General features: G+C 51.5%; 16 protein-coding genes and 1 tRNA gene. 8 read left to right on the plus strand and 9 right to left on the minus strand.

From position 1 onward, the window contains the following. The first annotated feature begins 10 nt into the window (after window positions 1-10). The 5 genes from FHW66_RS02160 to FHW66_RS02180 all read left to right on the plus strand — a co-directional run bounded on the left by FHW66_RS02160 (window position 11) and on the right by FHW66_RS02180 (window position 5,594). Window positions 11-805, plus strand: coding sequence for an HpcH/HpaI aldolase/citrate lyase family protein (locus FHW66_RS02160; protein ID WP_183378054.1), 795 nt, complete (start codon window positions 11-13; stop codon window positions 803-805). Window positions 806-998: 193 nt separating this feature from the next. Beyond that, on the plus strand, window positions 999-3,353 hold the full coding sequence (locus FHW66_RS02165) for a M23 family metallopeptidase (protein ID WP_183378055.1): 2,355 nt from the start codon (window positions 999-1,001) through the stop codon (window positions 3,351-3,353). A 6-nt stretch (window positions 3,354-3,359) separates the two neighbouring features. After that, window positions 3,360-3,926, plus strand: a complete 567-nt coding sequence (locus FHW66_RS02170; RefSeq protein WP_183378056.1) for a hypothetical protein — start codon at window positions 3,360-3,362, stop codon at window positions 3,924-3,926. A 201-nt stretch (window positions 3,927-4,127) separates the two neighbouring features. Beyond that, window positions 4,128-4,751 carry a hypothetical protein gene (locus FHW66_RS02175; protein WP_183378057.1) on the plus strand — a complete coding sequence of 208 codons (624 nt, stop codon included), beginning with the start codon at window positions 4,128-4,130 and terminating at the stop codon, window positions 4,749-4,751. Between the two features lie 411 nt (window positions 4,752-5,162). Further along, window positions 5,163-5,594: a hypothetical protein gene (locus FHW66_RS02180; protein WP_183378058.1), complete on the plus strand. Its 432-nt coding sequence runs from the start codon at window positions 5,163-5,165 to the stop codon at window positions 5,592-5,594. Between the two features lie 26 nt (window positions 5,595-5,620). Here the strand turns inward: FHW66_RS02180 and FHW66_RS02185 are convergent, their stop codons facing one another. The 3 genes from FHW66_RS02185 to FHW66_RS02195 are packed head-to-tail and all read right to left on the minus strand — an operon-like array spanning window position 5,621 to window position 9,271. Next, window positions 5,621-6,400 carry an ABC transporter ATP-binding protein gene (locus tag FHW66_RS02185; protein WP_183378059.1) on the minus strand — a complete coding sequence of 260 codons (780 nt, stop codon included), beginning with the start codon at window positions 6,398-6,400 and terminating at the stop codon, window positions 5,621-5,623. 16 nt (window positions 6,401-6,416) lie between these two features. Then, window positions 6,417-8,222: an ATP-binding cassette domain-containing protein gene (locus tag FHW66_RS02190; RefSeq protein ID WP_183378060.1), complete on the minus strand. Its 1,806-nt coding sequence runs from the start codon at window positions 8,220-8,222 to the stop codon at window positions 6,417-6,419. Beyond that, complete coding sequence (locus FHW66_RS02195) at window positions 8,222-9,271, minus strand: branched-chain amino acid ABC transporter permease (RefSeq protein WP_183378061.1); 1,050 nt, start codon at window positions 9,269-9,271, stop codon at window positions 8,222-8,224. The genes FHW66_RS02190 and FHW66_RS02195 overlap by 1 nt, the downstream gene beginning before the upstream one ends. 514 nt (window positions 9,272-9,785) lie before the next feature. Between FHW66_RS02195 and FHW66_RS21090 the strand changes: the two genes are divergently transcribed. Then, on the plus strand, window positions 9,786-11,333 hold the full coding sequence (locus tag FHW66_RS21090) for a methyl-accepting chemotaxis protein (protein ID WP_183378062.1): 1,548 nt from the start codon (window positions 9,786-9,788) through the stop codon (window positions 11,331-11,333). Window positions 11,334-11,366: 33 nt separating this feature from the next. On the opposite strand, the gene FHW66_RS02205 is transcribed toward FHW66_RS21090, so the two are convergent. The 4 genes from FHW66_RS02205 to FHW66_RS02220 form a co-directional block, all read right to left on the minus strand. Further along, a complete protein-coding gene (locus FHW66_RS02205; RefSeq protein WP_183378063.1) occupies window positions 11,367-12,356 on the minus strand; it encodes a 2-dehydropantoate 2-reductase in 990 nt (329 codons plus the stop codon). A gap of 15 nt (window positions 12,357-12,371) precedes the next feature. Next, the gene (locus FHW66_RS02210; protein ID WP_183378064.1) at window positions 12,372-13,124 is read right to left on the minus strand and encodes a class II aldolase/adducin family protein; all 753 of its coding nucleotides are present in this window, start codon (window positions 13,122-13,124) and stop codon (window positions 12,372-12,374) included. A 138-nt stretch (window positions 13,125-13,262) separates the two neighbouring features. Continuing rightward, window positions 13,263-14,465 carry an ABC transporter substrate-binding protein gene (locus tag FHW66_RS02215; protein WP_183378065.1) on the minus strand — a complete coding sequence of 401 codons (1,203 nt, stop codon included), beginning with the start codon at window positions 14,463-14,465 and terminating at the stop codon, window positions 13,263-13,265. Between the two features lie 363 nt (window positions 14,466-14,828). After that, window positions 14,829-14,905 (minus strand) — tRNA-Arg (locus FHW66_RS02220). Window positions 14,906-15,180: 275 nt separating this feature from the next. Here FHW66_RS02220 and FHW66_RS02225 point away from each other — a divergent pair. Beyond that, entirely contained in the window at window positions 15,181-15,834 is a 654-nt protein-coding gene (locus FHW66_RS02225) for a response regulator transcription factor (RefSeq protein WP_183378066.1), read from the plus strand. 271 nt (window positions 15,835-16,105) lie between these two features. Next, on the plus strand, window positions 16,106-17,671 hold the full coding sequence (locus tag FHW66_RS02230; protein ID WP_183378067.1) for a GGDEF domain-containing protein: 1,566 nt from the start codon (window positions 16,106-16,108) through the stop codon (window positions 17,669-17,671). A 29-nt stretch (window positions 17,672-17,700) separates the two neighbouring features. Here the strand turns inward: FHW66_RS02230 and ftsB are convergent, their stop codons facing one another. Continuing rightward, window positions 17,701-18,108: a cell division protein FtsB gene (gene ftsB / locus FHW66_RS02235; protein WP_183378068.1), complete on the minus strand. Its 408-nt coding sequence runs from the start codon at window positions 18,106-18,108 to the stop codon at window positions 17,701-17,703. A gap of 59 nt (window positions 18,109-18,167) precedes the next feature. Then, window positions 18,168-19,451 carry a phosphopyruvate hydratase gene (gene eno, locus FHW66_RS02240; RefSeq protein WP_183378069.1) on the minus strand — a complete coding sequence of 428 codons (1,284 nt, stop codon included), beginning with the start codon at window positions 19,449-19,451 and terminating at the stop codon, window positions 18,168-18,170. Between the last annotated feature and the right edge of the window lie 124 nt (window positions 19,452-19,575).

Below are 19,575 nucleotides of genomic sequence, written 5' to 3' on the forward strand. Positions count from 1 at the left end.
CGACACGCTCATGCAATTGCCACCAAATTCCTTCAAGCAAACCTTGCAACAGAGCCGACTGCAACTGGGACTCTTTCTCGCACTGGGAAACCCGCTCAGCGCAGAGATCCTGGCGACCTGTGGATACGATTATCTGTTGATCGATGCCGAGCACGCGGTCAATGACCTGCGCTCGATACAGGCACAATTACAAGCGATCGCCGCTTATCCGATCCCCTGCCTGGTGCGTCCACCGCACCACGATCCTGCGCTCATCAAACAATTGCTTGGGATCGGCGTACAAACCTTGCTGGTGCCAATGGTCGACACTGCCGAGCAGGCTGCAGCACTGGTGAGTGCAATGCGCTATCCGCCAAATGGAATACGTGGTGTCGGTACCGGTCTGGAACGTGGTGCGCGCTGGAATGCCGTGCCCGATTATCTGACACAAGTCGAGCAACACAGCTGCCTGATCGTACAGATCGAATCACGGACGGGCTTAAACAACCTGGAGGCAATTGCAGCAGTCGATGGCGTTGATGCGCTCTTTATCGGCCCCTCAGATCTGGCAGCGTCGCTGGGTCACCTCGGCGAGCCTGCGCATCCAGACGTGCTGAGTACCATTGATGACGCCATTGCACGGATTGTGAAAACCGGTAAACGTGCCGGCATCTTCTGCACCTCTCCAGCACTGGCACAACGCTATGCAACTGGTGGGGCAAGCTTTCTGGCGCTGGGTGCCGATACTAGCGTACTGCGCAGCGCAGCGATCAATCTGCTCAACAGTGTCAGACCCGATGCCGCCAAAAACGGCGCATCTTATTAACCGGTAGCCTCAACATAAAATGTTGAGGCGTATAACAGCAGTCGCCCCTCCATATCCAATATCACTTCGAAAACGCGAGACACGTCTCGTACTAAATCGAAAGTGAAGACCTAATTGCGGTAAGCATCGCCCAACGCAACAAAAGACTACTAGCATCACACGCTTTCATTGAAGACTTCATGGAGGCGTTCAGATGATCATCAGCCCCCCATTCATTTTGCCGGTCGTCAAAGAAGACGATCAACTCCGCGTTAAAGGGATATCCAGACCGACTCCCCGACTAACCGACGACGAGATCACAGAAAACGCCATGTGCCCAACTGCCAGCATCATGATTGGCGGCACCGGTGCAGAAGACGGGACCTTCCCGGTTGCGAGTCACCTGATGTGGCACAACGGCATTCATCTGCAAGCCAAGGACGCGGGTAGTCACGATTATCCAGTACACGCGATTGCCGATGGCGAGGTCGTGTTCCGGTGCAAACCGACACGCTTCACCGAAGACCGCCAGCATGGTCAACAATACCAGGATGGCTGGACCGATAACGGCTGCGTCATCCTCAAACACATGACCGAGATCGGTGCCGATGGCGACCAGCCAGTCAGCATCACTTATTACAGCGTGTACATGCACCTTGTCCGTATTCTGATCACGGCAGGAGTCGGAGAAAAGGTCTATCGCAAGGATAAATTGGGCGTAGCCGGTCAGGTCTACGGTCATACTAAACAGCTGCACTTTGAGATCTGCTGCGACACCGAGAACCTCAAAAAAATCATCGGCCGCGAACCCGGCTGGTTAGACCCAGAAGCCATTCCCACCAAAGACGGTCGTACCGACAGCATCTTCGGCAGCCTCTACATTTATCTGCCAGCCACGACACCGATCAGTCTCAAAGCACCCACCGATCATCTTCGCGCTGATAGCGACATCACGCTAGGCACCGCGCAGTGGATCAAACTCGACTACGGGAACGAAGGCAAAACGCCCGGTAGCTGTGCATTCACCAGCTACGGCATCAACGGTCAGCTAGGTGCCACACGACAAGATGCCGACGCCGAATACAACTTGTACAAAGAAGCCACCGATCGTCACAACAGCCTGATCAAGGCACATCCCACCGTAAAAAGCAGCCCCTCTGGCTGGTATGAGTTATTGCGCTTCGGTCGCAATATAGGGCGGAGTGAAACAGATAAAGACTCACTACCCGACGATGCGGCCCATTGGCGCAAGATCAGAACCTTGGAGGGTAAGTCAGTCTGGGCAGACCTGAATGCACCGGGTACTTACAAATTCAGCGATGCCGATTTCCTGCCGCGTTTTGGCTGGAATTGTTATGACGACGACACCAATCCCAATGATCAGCGTTGTGATTCAGAAAGACTCAAGGCACTGATCCGTGCAGAAGGCGATCAACCCAATCCGGATCGCAACAAGGATGACGTCGAACTATCCAGGCGTCTACCAGATAACAACGTGCGCAAGGCACTACGCAGGGCAATTTGTCAATTCCCGACGGAGTGGGACAGAGGCACGATCATTGCGCGTTATGGATGCCTCAATGAGATGGAGTTCGGCGCCAAGAATCGTGCAGATCGCTGGGTCCGCTTTGAAAACCACGCCCGTGCAGTGAGCTTTGACGGATTACCGCAAGAGTACAAAGACGCGCAGTGGCATTTCCATCCGACGGAGTTCATCAAGCATTTCAGGAAGTGCGGATGGTTGAGCTTGGATGAGTTGGCACAAACGTATCCTCGTTATCCACACTATGTACCCAATAAAGATAAAAAAATAACAGAAGTGCTTCAAAGCAAGATATTTACGATATCTAAAGAGATGGCTCGTGCACGTTTTGAAAAATATCAAATCGAGCTTAATCGATGTCTACGTAAGTACTGTATTAACACTCCTTTACGTATTTCTCATTTTTTGTCTCAATGCATGACTGAAACAGCTCAATGGCGAGATCTCCCTGGAAAACCCATTATGCACGAATGGGGATTTGGAAAATTTAACGAGGGAAATAAATCGACAAAGCATTATGCGGCATTTTATGGGCGGGGGATTATGCAGTTAACGTGGGCAAGTAATTATAGAGAATATGGAAAATTTAAAAATCTACCCCCTCATCACGATTCTTATACAGAGAGACTAATGCCTATACCACGTCTTAATAAGCAATCAATGCATGTTATTTCGCCACCCGAAAGAAATGAGGAGCCACAAATGATGTTGTGGTCTCCACGATATGACCCCGATATTATCGCCTCAAACACACATTTAGCCTGTGATAGCGGTGGATTTTACTGGGTTTCAAAACACTATTCTGGCGTCATTAATATAAATAAAAAATGCGACGCAGGTAGTGATATTAATGTTGTTCACTATATCAATAGGTATGTAAATGGCGGAGAAAATGCCTATCAAGACAGACAAGCTTATTTTAAGTATATCTATTTGGAGCTCTCTGATAAATTCAATGAAACAAAAGATTTTTTATTACAAACACATAAAGGCATCATAAATGTTAATTTTGACAAACCAGAGTGAGTATTAATGATGATAAATAAATATTATTATTTACTTATACTTTATTTTTGTTTTTGTTTTTGTTTTTGTTTTTGCAGCATCTCAAATGCCTCTGACCATGTAATTTTCACAAAAGTAATTTCAGGAGAGAAAGCCAAAAATTCAAAGAAATATTATAAAAAAAAATATAAATTAAGTAGTGTTTTCTCAGAGATGACAGTTGTACATGTCATTCGGTGGCGGACAAAAAATAATTCCGGTGATATCTTATTCACTCAATGGGGATCGCAATGCACAGTTGATAGTTATACTGAATCAAATAAAGCTGGAGTGCGCTATAGTCAAACAAATGAGTTAATGAATACTCCTTGTATTCTTTCAAAAAAAATTCCAAAAATAGAAATATTTCCTGATTTTCTAGTTTCATATGATGTAACGCTGATCCAGCGTCGAAGTTATGACGGAGAGTATTTTAAATTAGAAAGTATCGAGGAAATAAAATTCAACAAAGAGACTGGTAGCTTTTGCTCCGATTCTTATGGAAACATAGATGATGTATGTCCATCTTCAATGAGGGATAATGAGTATAAATAATTTTATATCTAGAAATCGAGTGTATCAGTAAATTTTCCAGACACTATTAACAATCCCTATTACTCTCCTTTGAGTAGATTTGACTCACGCTGCTGCGCTTATGGCGTAGCGGTAGCTGTGTTGCCAGAGCTCTTACTACCAGATGGCAACGGTCAACCTACAGTGATATATCCAACAGATTTTGAGCCGAAGAGATAAATCATGAAGCGATGGATAAGCCTGCTGATATTGCTCTGGCCGCTGACGCTGCAAGCAAACGATACTGCATTTAAAAGAACAAAAAAGCACGAAGCCAACATGGGGCCAGGCTGTAATGTATCTTTAAAAATCCCGGTAGCTGCACAATTTTCTATCAGTTACGCTAAAGATGACAAGCGAGGTGGTAGCAGATTCATTATTGAAAATCCATTTAATTTAAAAACCAAAGAATATATTGCACCGTTTTATTTTGACTTCATCTGTTATCCAATCAACGGTGGAGTAGTAAATGGAAGTGCAGTTCGCTTTGATACTGCGCGTAATGAATGGGTGCGCGATATTGATAAACGCATTGCAGCGAAAGGAGTTGAATGGGGTGAGGAAAGCATGATGAATCTACGTCGTGATTTTGCACGTGCCATCAAGCTCTATCCACTCAACAACATCAATGCACGCGGTTACGCCTACACGGAAGACGACTTGAATGGTGACGAAGAGGGACGTCAACGTACTCTGCGCTATTGTCTGATCCGCGATGCCAAGGCGTTATGTGGCAGGGGCAAGATGGGTTATCTTGAAGAAGCAAAAAAAGGTGATTTAACGCCTTATTGTCACCAAAATTATTAATGGCAAGCCAAAGGCTTATTACACCAACGGTAGTTTTTGGAATGTCGCAGGGACGGTAAATATAGGGCAGCCGACAACATCGTATAGTTCGGTCAATGGCATTGTTGCTCGCTTTCAGGCATACACGGCAGCGCAGGTAGTGTTGATGGATAATCCGATTTTTCTTAGCGCAGAGGGAAATATTGAGAACTATCCAGAGGAGTTTATTCCGAGGCGGTCATGAAAAAAGCACTCCTGCATATAGTATGTGGTTTCCTTTTTCTGTTATCGACGATATCCCATTCACACACGATAACGTCATCTGCTCGGACATCATTATTACCAGGAAACGAAGATCCGAACACAATTTATGAATCCAAGAAATGCAAGTATAGGATTCATGGCTTGTATGGAGGCATATTCGGAGAGAGTATGTACATATCACCCATAAGAAGTAAGGATAAACCTGATGAACCGATTGTCTGGGGGTTTGGTCTTGCTTGCCATGCAGGAGCTACAAGGGACGAGATAGATGATCTGCTAGGGGCCAGAAAACTAAAAGACCAATGGTTTTGGACCGGGACGAATGCGCCATTCGAGGAAAACCAAAATTTTCGTCTAATTGAGTTCTCTGGTAAGAACTGGACAGGCATTGGCAACACCAACGATCAAATTACAGGAGAAGAAACGCTACGCCAGCGCTTCTTCAATTTTTGCCTGCTCCAAACCGATGGTTCACAAGTCCTTTGCGTCTGCAACTTGCAAGTCATGAACCTGAACCATCCCGAGAGCAATATTCTTGAGAAGGTGATCGCTGTTCTGAACAGCATTGAATTTGTCAATTTACCTGCTCATGAAAATTGACAAAAATTCTCAAGCCATTCAGCCAATCAAGCAACCGGCAGCGGCACTACCACATCCGCCTTCCTGCTCTTGCCAATCCCCAGATAGGTCTCGATTACCTTGGGATCACAGGCTAATGCACCAGCCTGCCCTTCCAGTACCAGCGAGCCAGTTTCGATCACGTAGCCATAATCCGAGACCTGCAAGGCAGCACGTGCATTCTGCTCAATCAGCAAGGTTGCCACACCTGTTTCGCGCAAGCCGGAGATGATCTGGAAGATCTCTTTGACGATCAACGGGGCCAGCCCGAGACTCGGTTCATCGAGCATCAACAGACGTGGCTTGCCCATCAGGGCGCGACCAATTGCCAGCATCTGCCGCTCGCCGCCTGACATCGTGCCGGCGGCCTGCAAATGACGCTCCTTGAGACGTGGGAAAAGTTGATAGACCCAATCCAGCTGATCCAGATACTGCTTGTCACGCGCACGATAGCGGCGAAAGCTACCCAATAGCAAATTGTCCTGCACCGACATGTCAGCAAACAGTTCCCGCGTTTCCGGGACTAGCGCGATACCTGCCTGGACGCGCTCTTCGACTTCCAGATCATTGATCGTCAGTCCGTCGTAGTGGATTTCACCACGACTGGGCAGCATGCCAATAATTGCATTGAGCAGTGTCGATTTACCGGCACCGTTGGGACCGATTACGCTCACGATGCTGCCCGGTGCGACCTGAATCGAGATATTACTGATCGCTTCGACCTTACCGTAACAAACGCGCAAGTTGTCGACGTTCAGTAGTGCCGGGCTTGTCTGAGAATGATTCATCTGTAGCATCGTCATTTCACTCTACTCCACCCAAATAGGCTTCCAATACCACCGGGTCGGCTTGCACCTGTTGCGGTGTACCTTCGGAAATCTTGGTACCAAATTCCATCACCACCAGGTGGTCGGTCAAGTCCATGACGAAATCCATGTCATGTTCCACCAGCAGGATACTCATGCCTTCGTCGCGTAACTGCCGCAGCAGGTCGGCTAGTGCCTGCTTCTCCTTGAGTCGCAGGCCTGCTGCCGGTTCATCGAGCAACAACAGCAATGGGTCACTGCAAAGTGCACGGGCGATTTCCAGAATGCGCTGCTGACCCAATGCAAGCGAACCAGCTTCCAGGTGCAGATAGTCGCCAAGGCCGACACGGCGCAGCTGACGTTCTGCCTCCTGTAACAACGCCTGCTCCTGTTTACGGTCAAGCCGGAACATGGCAGCCACGACATTGACAAGGTGGCTGCGACCGGTACGCAGATGTGCTCCGATAGCGACGTTTTCCAGCACACTCATGGTCGGCAACAATTGCACATGCTGGAACGTGCGTCCCATACCACGTGCAACGATCTGACGAGCGCTGAGTCGGTTGATCCGCTCACCGTTAAAACTGACCTCGCCCCGCGTCACGCCAAGCACACCACTGATCAGATTGAACATGGTTGACTTGCCGGCACCGTTGGGGCCGATCAGGCCAATGATGTCACCTGATCTGATTTGAAAACTGACATCGTTGACTGCGACCAGGCCGCCAAACTCCTTCCTCGCCGAGACGACATCCAGAATCAATGTGCCGTTGTTCGCCTTATCTCGCTGAGACAATCCAGATACTGCTGCAGTCGTCTGCGACACGCTTGCCACCATGGGCCGCGTACTTGCCGGCAATAGCTTGCGCCAGAGGTCGGCCACGAACGGCCACAAACCATTCTGTGCAAACTGCAACAGCAGAATCAGGATCAGCCCATAGACAATGATTTCAATATTGCCACTGGTGCCCAGCAGACTTGGTAGCCAAACCTGCAATTTATCTTGCAGCAGGGTCATCACCAGCGCCCCCAGCAGGCCACCCCAGACATGCCCGGCGCCGCCGATAACGGCCATCATCAGGTATTGAATACCCATATTGATGCCGAATGGCGTCGGATTAACTGCGCGCTGAAAATGTGCATACAACCAACCAGACACCGCCGCCAACAAAGCTGCCAGCACGAATACCGTAATCTTGTAGCGGGCCGTATCGACGCCCATTGCCTCAGCCATTGAAGTACCGCCTTTGAGTGCGCGAATGGCACGCCCTGGGCGGGAATCGAGCAAATTGACTGAAACCAATACAGCGGCCAGTGCACAAAACCAGATCAGATAATAGATGGCGCGACCATTCTCCAGCGAGAGACCGAAGAGTGAAATGGGCTCGATACCGGAGAGGCCATCGTACTTTCCCAACCACTCCATGTTCCCAAACAGGAAATATAGCGATAGTCCCCAGGCAATCGTCGCCAGCGGCAGATAATGGCCCGACATGCGTAGCGTGACCTGACCGATTAAGTAAGCGCTCACACCGGTGACTATCAATCCTGCCAACAAGCCTAACCAGGGTGAAAGTGCAAACTGCGTGGTCAGGTAACCAGTAGCATAGGCACCAATGCCAACGAAGGCAGCTTGTCCGAAAGAAGTCAGTCCACCGACGCCGGTCAACAAGACCAGACCAACACAGACAATGCCGTACAAGCCGACGTAGTTCGCCTGGGTGATCCAGAAATCAGGTAGTGGCAACATCGGCAACAACGCCACCACGGCGACCAGAGCAAGGAATCCAGAACGATTCAGCATCACTCGTCACCTCCCTGATGAGCGCCGGCATCAGCGCTGTGCAGAGAGCGCCACAATAAAATCGGAATGATGATGGTGAACACGATGACTTCCTTGTACGCGCTGGCCCAGAACGACGAAAAGGATTCCAGCAGGCCGACCAGCAAGGCACCGACGGCTGCGAGCGGGTAGCTCATCAGCCCTCCGAGGATGGCGCCGACAAATCCTTTGAGACCGATCAGGAAACCGGAGTCGTAATAAATGGCGGTTGTCGGAACGATCAGGATACCGCAAAGCGCACCGATAAAAGCGGCAAAGAACATCGACAATTTTCCTGCCATTGTCGTGGAGATACCCATGAGACGCGCTCCGACACGGTTCTTGGCGGTCGCCTGCAAGGCCTTGCCGTAGAGCGTGCGACTAAAAAACACTGCCAGTACTAGCATCAACAGTACCGACACGGCGATCACCACCAGATCCTGAGCACTGATCTGTACGCTACCAAAACTGAAATTACCCTCCACATACGGATTCACACGTGCGCCTTCGGGACCGAAGAACACCAGACCCAGACCAGTCATCACGAAATGCACACCAACCGAAATAATCAGCAGAATCAGAACCTTGGCATTGGCCAGTCTTTGATAGGCCAACCGGTAGATCATCGGGCCCATGGCCGTGACCACCGCAATCGACAACAGCGCCTGCACCAGCAATGGCCACTGCCGTGGCGCGGCCCAGCACACTAGTGCCACCAGCAACAACGGTAGCACCAGCTTGATCAGCAACATTTGCGGTAGTAGCCGGGTGCGTCCCTGCCGCACGGCGGCACTGACATCGAGTGCGCTACTCAGCATTGCCAGCGCCGCCAGCAACCAGACGGTGCCGGGAATACTGCCGCTCTGCAAGGCCACCAGCGTGAGCGCACCAAAAGAAACAAATTCCCCCTGCGGCAGCAAGATAATGCGAGTGACCGCAAAGACCAGCACCAACGCCAGTGCCATCAGCGCATAAATGGCACCATTGGTGATGCCATCCTGCAGCAGGATGGTAAAAATGGAAAAGTCCATGCTCAACCTCCTGATTGAGGATGGGGTAAAACATCACTGATCAGAAAGTGGCCGCATAGGGGCCGCTCGAAACAGCTACGGAAAATCATAGGTCTCCTTGAGGGTGTGACAAGACTGCCCTGCCCGACGTCCTGTTTTTATTATGTTGATAGGTTTTTGGTGCTCGGGTATGTCGCCTAAATCCGGCAATAATACTTAACATATTAGCGATAATATCTGCGATATCTGACAAAGCTGTCAAGCATATTCAGCAAACAAGATGGAGACAACTAGTGCGGTCGATTTCACTTCCGGATCGTTCCGTGTCGGAATGAGAACGATCTGAATAACGCTCACGTGTGCCCATCTGTTTTATGTTCATTTCGCGCGACAGCAGCTATTTAATTTTTACATTTTTATTAATTAAAATTAATTTTCAAATAAAATGCAAAAATCAACGTTCTATAGATTTCTCAACATACTCCACCCCATCATTTCTCCATCTGTTGTCGCAAACCAATAGGAGCACGCAATCATGAAATTTGCAGACTTGAAAATTGGTACGAGACTTCTGATCTCTTTCGGTGTGATGTTGGTGCTGCTGATTGCTGTTGCCGGAGAAGGTTGGCGATCATTGTCCTCCATCAAACAACGCATCGAAGTCATAACCAAGGAAAACGATGTCAAGATCGCAGATGCCAACATCATGCGGGGAGCGCTCAACCTCGAAGCACGGGCATTACGCAATTTATTGATTTATTCCGACGCCAGCGTCCGCAAAGAACAAAAAGAGCAAATTACCAAGGCCAGACAAGACTACCAGGCAGCTTTCAGCGGCTTATCAACACTGGTGCACAGCGATATGGCGAAAAAACTCCAGCAAGACATCAGTCGGAGTGAATCGATTGTTCACCCCCTGTTCGACAAGGTGATCGCCTTGAGTGATGCGTCGCAGCAAAAAGCGGCAGGTGATATGTTGCTCATGCAGGTTCAGTCACCACAGAATCAGTGGTTTACATCAATTCAGGCAATGATCGACCGGCAGCAATCACAGAACCAGCAAAGTCTAGACGAGATGGAGGTTGACTATGCACGCACGCGGGTTGTGCTGCTGGTGGTCACGCTGCTCGCTATCATAATTGGCGCCGCCGCGGCATGGGTAGTCACACGCAGTGTGACTACCCCACTCAATCAAGCGGTACACGTTGCCAGCCGAATTGCGCAGGGCGATCTCGGTGTGCAGATTCATCCAGCTGGCAAAGATGAAACCGGAAAGCTGATGCAAGCACTGAAGACCATGAATCAGAGCCTCAACACGATTGTCGGACAAGTGCGTGAGAGCACCAACACTATTGCGACTGCTTCAACCCAGATCGCTGCCGGCAATATGGATCTGTCTTCTCGAACCGAGCAACAGGCTGGCTCACTGGAAGAGACCGCCTCTGCCATGGAAGAGCTGACATCTACGGTCAAGCAAAATGCTGATAATGCGCGCCAGGCGAATCAGCTGGCATTGTCTGCCTCATCTGTTGCCAGCACAGGGGGAGATGTCGTCGGTCAGGTGGTCAACACCATGGGAGCCATTAGTGAGTCATCTCGCAAGATTGTAGACATCATCAGCGTCATTGACGGCATTGCCTTTCAGACCAATATCCTGGCTTTGAATGCAGCAGTGGAAGCCGCGCGTGCAGGTGAACAGGGGCGTGGTTTTGCAGTGGTTGCCACGGAAGTACGGGCATTGGCGCAGCGCTCGGCAGCGGCGGCTAAAGAAGTAAAAACGTTGATCGATGATTCAGTGACGCAGGTGGATATCGGTAACAAACTGGTCGAGCAAGCAGGCAGCACCATGACCGAAGTTGTTGAGAGCGTCAAACGGGTCAGAGATGTCGTGGCAGAAATCAGTGCTGCTAGTCAGGAACAGAATACCGGCATCGAACAAATCAATATCGCCATTACCCAGATGGATCAAGTGACACAAAAAAATGCTGCGCTGGTAGAAGAAGCGGCTTCCGCAGCGCAGTCAATGCAGCAACAGGCTATGAAGCTGACGGAAGCAGTTGGCGTATTCAAGTTAGCGAGTTAATTGATCTGCTCATTGGCAAGCAAAGGCGGTATATCAAGCTGCCGGATAAAGTCCACGCGTGCGGGCAAACAGACGTGACAGGCCGAGCAAGCTATCGATCGTTGGCGTCGGCGTGCCGGTAAGCTGACCGATCTCCCGCACGACCGCAACCAGCGCATCGATTTCCAGTGCCTTCCCGGCTTCGACATCCTGCAGCATGGATGTTTTGAAGCTACCCAGCTTGCGCGTGATCTGGTTACGCTCGACTCCGCTCTGCGCGATCGGGCAGGCAATTCTGGCACCGATGCTGGCGGCCTCCTGCATCACGTTGAGGCAGTAAGCGTTGACCAGTGGATCGTCTAGAATTTTGTCCGCCATGGCGCCGGTGATGGCCGAAATCGGATTCATGGTCATGTTGCCCCACAGCTTGTACCAGATGTCACTGCGAACATCAGCACTGCCAACTGCCTCAAAACCTGCCTGCGTCAGCAACGCCACCAGTGCCAGGACTCGCGCGGATATCTGCCCGGCTGCCGCAGGCTCCCCCAGAATCAGACGGTTACCGGACGCCAGCCGGATCACACCGGCTTGCGGTGCACTGCTGGACAGGTGCACGACACAGCCGATCACCTGTGCAATTGGAATCGCCCGGGAAAGCGCTCCATCGGGGTCAATGCTGTGCAGACACGTTCCATGATACGGCACGCCCGGCGCCTCAAAGAACCACCAGGGCACGCCGTTCATCGCAGTAATGACGAGCGTGTCGGGACCGATCAATGGCGCAATGTGTTGCGCCACCGATGGCAGTGCCGGCGACTTCACGGCCAGAATAACGATGTCTTGTACACCAAGCAGATGCGGATCCTGCTCGGCACGAATGGCAACCTGCCGATCCCCATCAGGAAGTTGCAGCGTCAGACCTCGCTCTTGTAGCACCTGCAATGTCTTACCGCGTGCGACGGCGCTGATGGTATGTCCGGCCAGCCCCAGTCGGGCGGCAAAAAGTCCGCCGATGGCACCGGCTCCGTAGATGGCGATATGCATATTGACGAATGTTGATCAGGTTTGATAGGAAGGATCGATACGTTCAATCTGGCGCGTCAATGCATCAAAGACATCCTGTCCGGCACCAAATTTTTCATTGAATTGCAGGGAATCGCGGGCGCAGGCTTGCTGGATTTCTGGCGCAATCAACCGCACCGCTCCCATTGAGGTGGAAGCCAGTTGAATTTCACAGGCGCGATTGAGTAGCCACAACACGGCAAAGGCGCGCGGTACTGTTGACCCCAGTGCCAGCAAGCCGTGATTACGCAAGATCACGGCGCGCTTGTTACCGATATTGTTGAGCAGGCGTGGCGTTTCTTCGGCATGGACGGTGATCCCTTCGAAATCATGGTAGGCCAGTTGACCATAGAGTTGTGCCGAGTAGAAGTTACTCATGGATAGCCCCTCCTGACTACAGGCGACCGCCATCCCTGCAGTGGTATGGGTGTGCATTACGCAATGGGCATTGTCGACATGTTCGTGAATAGCACGATGGACTGTGAAGCCCGCTGGATTGACGGGCCAGTCACTATGACCAACCACCCTGCCCTGTAGATCAATCTTGACCAGATTGGAGGCCGTGACTTCGCTGTAATGCAGACCGAATGGATTGATTAAAAAGTGCTTCTCGTCGCCCGGCAGCCGCAACGTGATGTGATTGTAAATCAGCTCATCCCAGCCGAGATGGGCGAAGATTCGATAGCAGGCCGCCAACTCGATGCGCGCGGCCCACTCTGCTGCGGTATATCCGTGATTATCGTTACTCATGGTGATCTTCCTGAAGTTGAAGCCACAATGGACACACCACTGCCAGCGCCTTCCACGCGAAGAAGGCGCTGCATCAGTGTTTCAGTACGGAGAGCTCATCCTGAAGCGATCAATAGAACCTGGCATGATAGCCGCGACTCACGGTGCCAATACCCAGTGACCGGATTCGATTTTGACAATGACGCGTGCGCGATTGTCGAGACCACTATGGTCTGTTGGCGTCGTATTCATCACGCCGTGCGACAGGGTCAGATTTTGAATATGCTCGAGTGCTTCGCGCAAGGCCTTACGAAATTGTGGCGTACCCGGTGCGGCCGATTTGGCCGCCACAGGCAACACACGTTGCAGCACCAGACCAGCATCCCAGAGGTGAGCACCAAAGGTAGTCACTGTGCCGGTACCGAAAGCGGCTTCGTATTTCTGGGTGTACTCCAGACCAGCCTTCTTGCTCGGATTGCTGTCCGGCAGCAGCGCCGCAACCAGTACCGGCCCGGCTGGGAGCAAGGTACCTTCAACATCTTTGCCACCCAGACGCAGGAAGTCGGTATTGGCAACACCGTGGGTCTGATAGATTTTTCCTTTGTAGCCACGCTCGCGCAGGGTCCGTTCCGGCAGCACAGCGGGTGTACCGGCACCGGCAACCAGTACCGCGTCAGGATTGCTGGCCATGATGCGCAAGATTTGCCCGGTCACGCTACTGTCATTACGGGCATACGCTTCATTGACCGTGATTTTCAGCTTGTTAAGTGCGGCCTGTTTGGAGAATTCGCCATACCAGCCCTGACCATAACTATCCGAAAAACCGATGAACGCCACCGTGGAAACTTTATCAGCCACCATCCGTTCAGCCAGCGCATTGGCCATGAGTGAATCGTTCTGCGGGGTCTTGAAAACCCAGGCCCGCTTGTCATCAACCGGTTCGATGATTTTGGAACTGGCCGCAACTGAAATCATCGGTGTCTGCCCCTCGGCGACAACATCGACCATCGCCAGCGAGTTTGGCGTGATCGAGGAGCCGATGATGACATCAACTCCCTCCGAGATCAGGCGACGGGTATTCTTGACGGCAGCGGTCGTATCCGAAGCATCATCAAGCACAATGTATTCAACACTCTTGCCGCCAATCTCGCGCGGCAGCAAGGTCACTGTATTACGTTGCGGGATGCCCAGCGATGCAGCCGGACCGGTGGCCGACAACACCACACCAACCTTGATCTGGGCCTGCACCGGCGAAGCCAGCACCAACAGCGCCACAGTCGCCAGCGCAGCAACGGCACCAGATCGACGAGCGCCTGCACTTCTTTTGACGACAGCCTGCTTAACCACACGTACTACTTTCATCCCTGTCTCCTCTTGGTCATGTCGGCAATGTTGCCGATTGTGAATGATCTACACCCAGCCAGGACCACGTCCTGGTCAGTATCGGTCACCGATTCCCTCCACTTTTCTCCACATTTTCTACTGAATGCGGTAGGAGAATATTAGACCATGAATTCATAAATTAGCTAACTAATTAACTAATTATTTAAGGTGAAAAAATTCCATATCAGCAACTAAAACCAGAAACACCTATACAAAAATTTCATCTGGCGATGGCTTGGTGAGGCGCAACTTTACAGGGAATAAAGAGAAGAGACGCTAGCGAGGTGCGACAAAGGCGTCAGAAAGAAAAAAGGGCCCATCTTGCGATGGACCCTTTATATCTGGTGCGGCTGGCAGGAATCGAACCCACGACCCCTTGGTTCGTAGCCAAGTACTCTATCCAGCTGAGCTACAGCCGCGAAAAATGAAATTATAGCACGCAGATTTTATAAAATGGAAGTGCTTTCCTAAAAATAACCTGGAACTCAACAATGAAGCCGTCACGCCTACGCTATCGAAATGGGTGCGTGGACGACAAGTTGCAACTAACCGACAATGCCAGCGACCGCCTGACGGTACAGATAAATGTTCAATCACCTGCATGATCTGGCCATCTCATCAATAGGGTAGTATGCTGCCAGCGCTCCCACGATCCGCTCTACGACCGCGGTAACAGACAACCTGCTTTCCTCTCATGAACAAGAAAAACAGCAGTGCCATCACCGTCGCCATTGTCGATGACCACCCCATCGTGCGTGAAGGCCTCAAGCACATCTGCGCCAGCACACGCGACATCCTGGTCAATGGCACGGCTGATTCTGGCATCGAAGCAATCCGACTTTGTCGCCAGACGCATTTTGACGTGCTACTGCTTGACATCGCGTTGCCTGATCGCAGTGGTATCGATATCATCAAACAGCTCAGAAGTGAGCTGCCTGGCATGGCCATCCTGGTGCTGTCCATCCATCGCGAAGATCAATACGCGATTCGCTGTCTGAAGGCTGGCGCGGCGGGCTTTCTTAACAAGCAGGTGGCACCGCCGGAATTGATCGCTGCGATCCGCCAGGTCGCCAGTGGCAAAAAATATATCAGCGCCACACTCGCACAGGAACTGGCCAACCAGATTGGTGCCGATCACGAAGCACCGCTGCACGAAGGCTTGTCTGACCGCGAGTATCAAACCATGATCATGATTGCATCCGGCAAAAGCGTCAGTGATATTGCCAATGAGCTAACATTGTCAGTCAAGACCATCAGTATGTATCGTTCACGTGTACTGGCAAAGATGAAATTACGACACAATGCCGAGCTGACACACTATGCGCTAAAAAACAAGTTGGTTGAATAAATGATGATAATGCCACCGCCAGTGTCCTCCTGCTGGCGGTAAAATGCGTTATGAGAAAAATCCGCAGACGACGTGATTAGCCTGCATGGATGAGCGATAGTGGCAGCACTTGATTTGCTGCACCGGCTGCCACCACTGCGATTGATAATGCTACTGCTAGCGCATCTGCTTCATTCGTTCTTTCTGTTTTTCTGTTCTTTCTGTTCTTTCTGTTCTTTCTGTTTCACCTGCTGCCCCCGTTTCAGTTCACATTACAAACCGTCTATCAGGCATGTCCAAAAAGCCAGCACAAAGCCCTGTTGATATCGCGCGCGAGGCCTTCCAGCAACTTGCCACGCGGCGCGTTGCGCCAACACCTGAAGCCTATCGCAATGCCTATGAGGAAATCGCCGGCAGCAAAGACGTCATCCAGCCCGAGACTGTACTGCAAGCCTTCGCCCAGCATCTGAGTCAGCAAGGTGGTGACCTTGGCAAGTTGGGACAACGTCTGTCCAAGACGCTGGAAAGTGGCGACTGGAAAACCTACGGTGAAGAAATTGATAGTTTCGTCGAGCAATATTTACCGGTACGCAATCAGGTTTCAGTAGGAGAACTGGTCCCCATCGACATGGAGCGCCACTTCATCAACGACAGCAAAAAAGAAAAAATGCTGCGCGACGTACTGTCGCGGGTACTGATCTTCAATCTTGCCTCTCTACTCACCGAAGCGCCTGAACTGGCCAATGAAGCCAAGGCGATCGGTAACGATCTGCGTGAAGCGTTTTCCGAGCAGGCAATGAATGAGGTCATCGGACGTATCAAGCAGATGAGTTTCCAGATTGAATTGAAAAGCGACGATATTGCGCAGCAACAGGAATTGTTGATGCGTCTGTTTCAGCTGCTGCTGGAAAATATCCATGGCTTGCTGGAAAAAGGCTCATGGCTGAGCGGCCAGATATCGGCGGTACAACAACTGATTTCCGGACCGATCAGCAAGACCTCGCTGGCCGATGCCACTAAAGCGCTCAAGGAAGTGATCTACAAGCAGGGGCTGCTCAAGAACACGCTCTCTGAAGAAAAAGTCATTGCCAAGAATCTGATGCTGTCCTTCGTTGACCGGCTCAGCGCCATGGTGTCAACGACTGACAATTATCACAAGTCGATCTCGGGTTTCTCGGAACAGATCCGTCACGCCTCCGACATCAGCGATCTCAATTCGGTACTCAACGGGATCATGCAGGTCACCAAAGAAGCCCAGGACCAAGCGCTGCGCTCACGTGACGAGATGATTGCGGCACGTCAGGAAATGCAAAAAGCAGAAGCGCGCATCCAGGCGCTGGAGTCGCAATTACTGCACATGGGCGAGCTCGTGCGCGAAGACCAGTTGACCGGCAGTCTGAACCGGCGCGGCATGGATGAATCACTGGAACGTGAAATTCTCAATGCGGACCGGCTCAAAACGCCGCTCTGTATCGCCTTGCTTGACCTTGACGACTTCAAGCGTATCAACGATACCCATGGTCATGCGACCGGCGACGAAGTGCTGATCCATCTGGTCACGGTGGTCAAGGATACCCTGCGCAAGCTGGATGTGATTGCGCGTTTCGGTGGTGAAGAGTTCCTGGTCTTGCTGCCGGAAACCGAACCTGAAGAAGCGATGCAGATCATTACCCGCGTACAGCGTGAGCTAACCAAACGCATCTTTATGCATGATACCCAGCGCCTGCTGATCACCTTCAGTGCAGGCGTCGCCTATCGTGTGCAGGGCGAAACACAGGCGGGATTGATCAAACGTGCAGATGCAGCCCTCTACAAGGCCAAGCATGCAGGCAAGAATCGCGTGATCCTGGCCGAATAAGGAAACTGTCGAGCTTTGGTCGCTGCCATTCAGTGGGAGACAGCTCGGGTCGTCGCCGTCGTGGATTGGGCACCTGCAGCGGCATTTGCTGCAGTAGTGTTTCCAGTAGAGGGAAAATTACCGGGATTGACGACGTTGCCCGAAGTGGAGGTAGCGCCGGTCGCATTGGCATCAAGCACTTGAATGAAGACTTCGTCCTGCTTGATCATGCCCAACTCGTATCGCGCCCGTTCCTCGATGGCACCGGTTCCCTGGCGCAAATCTTCGACTTCAGACTCCAGCTTGGCATTACGCGCCTTGAGTTCTTCATTTTTCTTTTGCGCCAGCTGGACTTGCTTGTCCAGATCCCAAACGCGCAACCAGCCCCCCTTGCCCAACCAAAGTGGATATTGGATCAGCACCAAAAGCGCTGTGAGGCAGAGAATAATCAGGCGCATCGGGAATGCAAAGACCGGCACCACCAGCATCGTGCAGCTGGCAGCGCCGGCCCTTTTGCTTACTTCAGATTGTAGAACGCCGAACGACCAGGGTAGCTGGCGATATCACCGAGGTCTTCTTCGATACGCAGCAACTGGTTGTACTTGGCCATACGGTCCGAACGCGACATCGAACCGGTCTTGATCTGCAGCGCGTTGGTACCAACGGCGATATCAGCAATGGTCGAATCTTCGGTTTCGCCGGAACGATGGGAGATCACAGCGGTGTAACCGGCACGCTTGGCCATTTCGATGGCAGCGAAGGTTTCGGTCAATGTGCCGATCTGGTTGATCTTGATCAGGATCGAATTGGCGATATTCTTTTCAATCCCTTCCTTCAGGATCTTGGTATTGGTCACAAACAGATCGTCGCCGACCAGCTGCACCTTCTTGCCCAGCGTTTCAGTCAACAGCTTCCAGCCGGCCCAGTCATTTTCTGCCATGCCGTCTTCGATACTGATGATCGGATACTTGTCGCACCACGATGCCAGCAGGCCAGTCTTCTGAGCTGGTGTCAGCACCATGTTCTCGCCTTCCAGATGGTAATTACCATCCTTGAAGTATTCGCTGGCAGCACAATCCAGACCCAGAGCAATTTGAGTACCTGGCTCGTAGCCTGCTTCTTCGATCGCTTGCAGGATCAACTGGATTGCCGCTTCGTGGCTGGCAACCGATGGTGCAAAACCACCTTCGTCACCGACCGAAGTCGCCAGACCCTTGGCATGCAGAATCTTTTTCAGTGTGTGGAACACTTCGGCGCCGTAGCGAATCGCTTCGCGGAAGCTTGGTGCGCCGACCGGAATGATCATGAACTCTTGCAGATCGAGGTTGTTGTCTGCGTGTGCGCCACCGTTGATGACGTTCATCATTGGCACCGGCATCTGCATGGCACCACTACCACCGAAGTAGCGATACAGCGGCAGGCCGGACTCTTCCGCAGCAGCCTTGGCCACTGCCATCGACACGGCCAGCGTAGCATTGGCGCCCAGACGACCCTTGTTTTCGGTACCGTCGAGATCAATCAGCGTGCGATCCAGGAATGCCTGCTCATTGGCATCCAGACCCATGATAGCTTCTGAGATTTCGGTGTTGATATTTTCGCAGGCTTGCAGAACACCCTTGCCGAAATAGCGGCTCTTGTCGCCATCACGCAGCTCGATCGCTTCGCGCGAACCAGTGGACGCACCCGATGGAACAGCGGCGCGACCAAGCACACCAGACTCCAGCAGAACGTCACATTCGACAGTAGGATTGCCGCGCGAATCAATTACTTCGCGGCCGATAATATCAACGATTGCACTCATTCACATCTCCATCAAGCAGGGTTTTAGCAAATTGTTATAGGAATATGCCCGGGCCTGCACATCAATTCAACACGTGCATCGATATACCTATCAATACACAGATCAATACGCAAGGCGGGTGCAG

The sequence above is a fragment of the Herbaspirillum sp. Sphag64 genome, from assembly GCF_014192645.1.
GTDB lineage: Bacteria > Pseudomonadota > Gammaproteobacteria > Burkholderiales > Burkholderiaceae_D > Herbaspirillum.

What these genes read in the sequence shown, in the direction of transcription:
- FHW66_RS21090 (WP_183378062.1), top strand. Translation starts at nt 9,786, where the DNA reads ATGAAATTTGCAGACTTGAAAATTGGTACGAGACTTCTGATCTCTTTC.
- eno (WP_183378069.1), bottom strand. Translation starts at nt 19,451, where the DNA reads ATGAGTGCAATCGTTGATATTATCGGCCGCGAAGTAATTGATTCGCGC.
- ftsB (WP_183378068.1), bottom strand. Translation starts at nt 18,108, where the DNA reads ATGCGCCTGATTATTCTCTGCCTCACAGCGCTTTTGGTGCTGATCCAA.
- FHW66_RS02215 (WP_183378065.1), bottom strand. Translation starts at nt 14,465, where the DNA reads ATGAAAGTAGTACGTGTGGTTAAGCAGGCTGTCGTCAAAAGAAGTGCA.
- FHW66_RS02210 (WP_183378064.1), bottom strand. Translation starts at nt 13,124, where the DNA reads ATGAGTAACGATAATCACGGATATACCGCAGCAGAGTGGGCCGCGCGC.
- FHW66_RS02160 (WP_183378054.1), top strand. Translation starts at nt 11, where the DNA reads ATGCAATTGCCACCAAATTCCTTCAAGCAAACCTTGCAACAGAGCCGA.
- FHW66_RS02205 (WP_183378063.1), bottom strand. Translation starts at nt 12,356, where the DNA reads ATGCATATCGCCATCTACGGAGCCGGTGCCATCGGCGGACTTTTTGCC.
- FHW66_RS02180 (WP_183378058.1), top strand. Translation starts at nt 5,163, where the DNA reads ATGTACATATCACCCATAAGAAGTAAGGATAAACCTGATGAACCGATT.
- FHW66_RS02175 (WP_183378057.1), top strand. Translation starts at nt 4,128, where the DNA reads ATGAAGCGATGGATAAGCCTGCTGATATTGCTCTGGCCGCTGACGCTG.
- FHW66_RS02230 (WP_183378067.1), top strand. Translation starts at nt 16,106, where the DNA reads ATGTCCAAAAAGCCAGCACAAAGCCCTGTTGATATCGCGCGCGAGGCC.
- FHW66_RS02185 (WP_183378059.1), bottom strand. Translation starts at nt 6,400, where the DNA reads ATGAATCATTCTCAGACAAGCCCGGCACTACTGAACGTCGACAACTTG.
- FHW66_RS02165 (WP_183378055.1), top strand. Translation starts at nt 999, where the DNA reads ATGATCATCAGCCCCCCATTCATTTTGCCGGTCGTCAAAGAAGACGAT.
- FHW66_RS02170 (WP_183378056.1), top strand. Translation starts at nt 3,360, where the DNA reads ATGATGATAAATAAATATTATTATTTACTTATACTTTATTTTTGTTTT.
- FHW66_RS02225 (WP_183378066.1), top strand. Translation starts at nt 15,181, where the DNA reads ATGAACAAGAAAAACAGCAGTGCCATCACCGTCGCCATTGTCGATGAC.
- FHW66_RS02190 (WP_183378060.1), bottom strand. Translation starts at nt 8,222, where the DNA reads ATGCTGAATCGTTCTGGATTCCTTGCTCTGGTCGCCGTGGTGGCGTTG.
- FHW66_RS02195 (WP_183378061.1), bottom strand. Translation starts at nt 9,271, where the DNA reads ATGGACTTTTCCATTTTTACCATCCTGCTGCAGGATGGCATCACCAAT.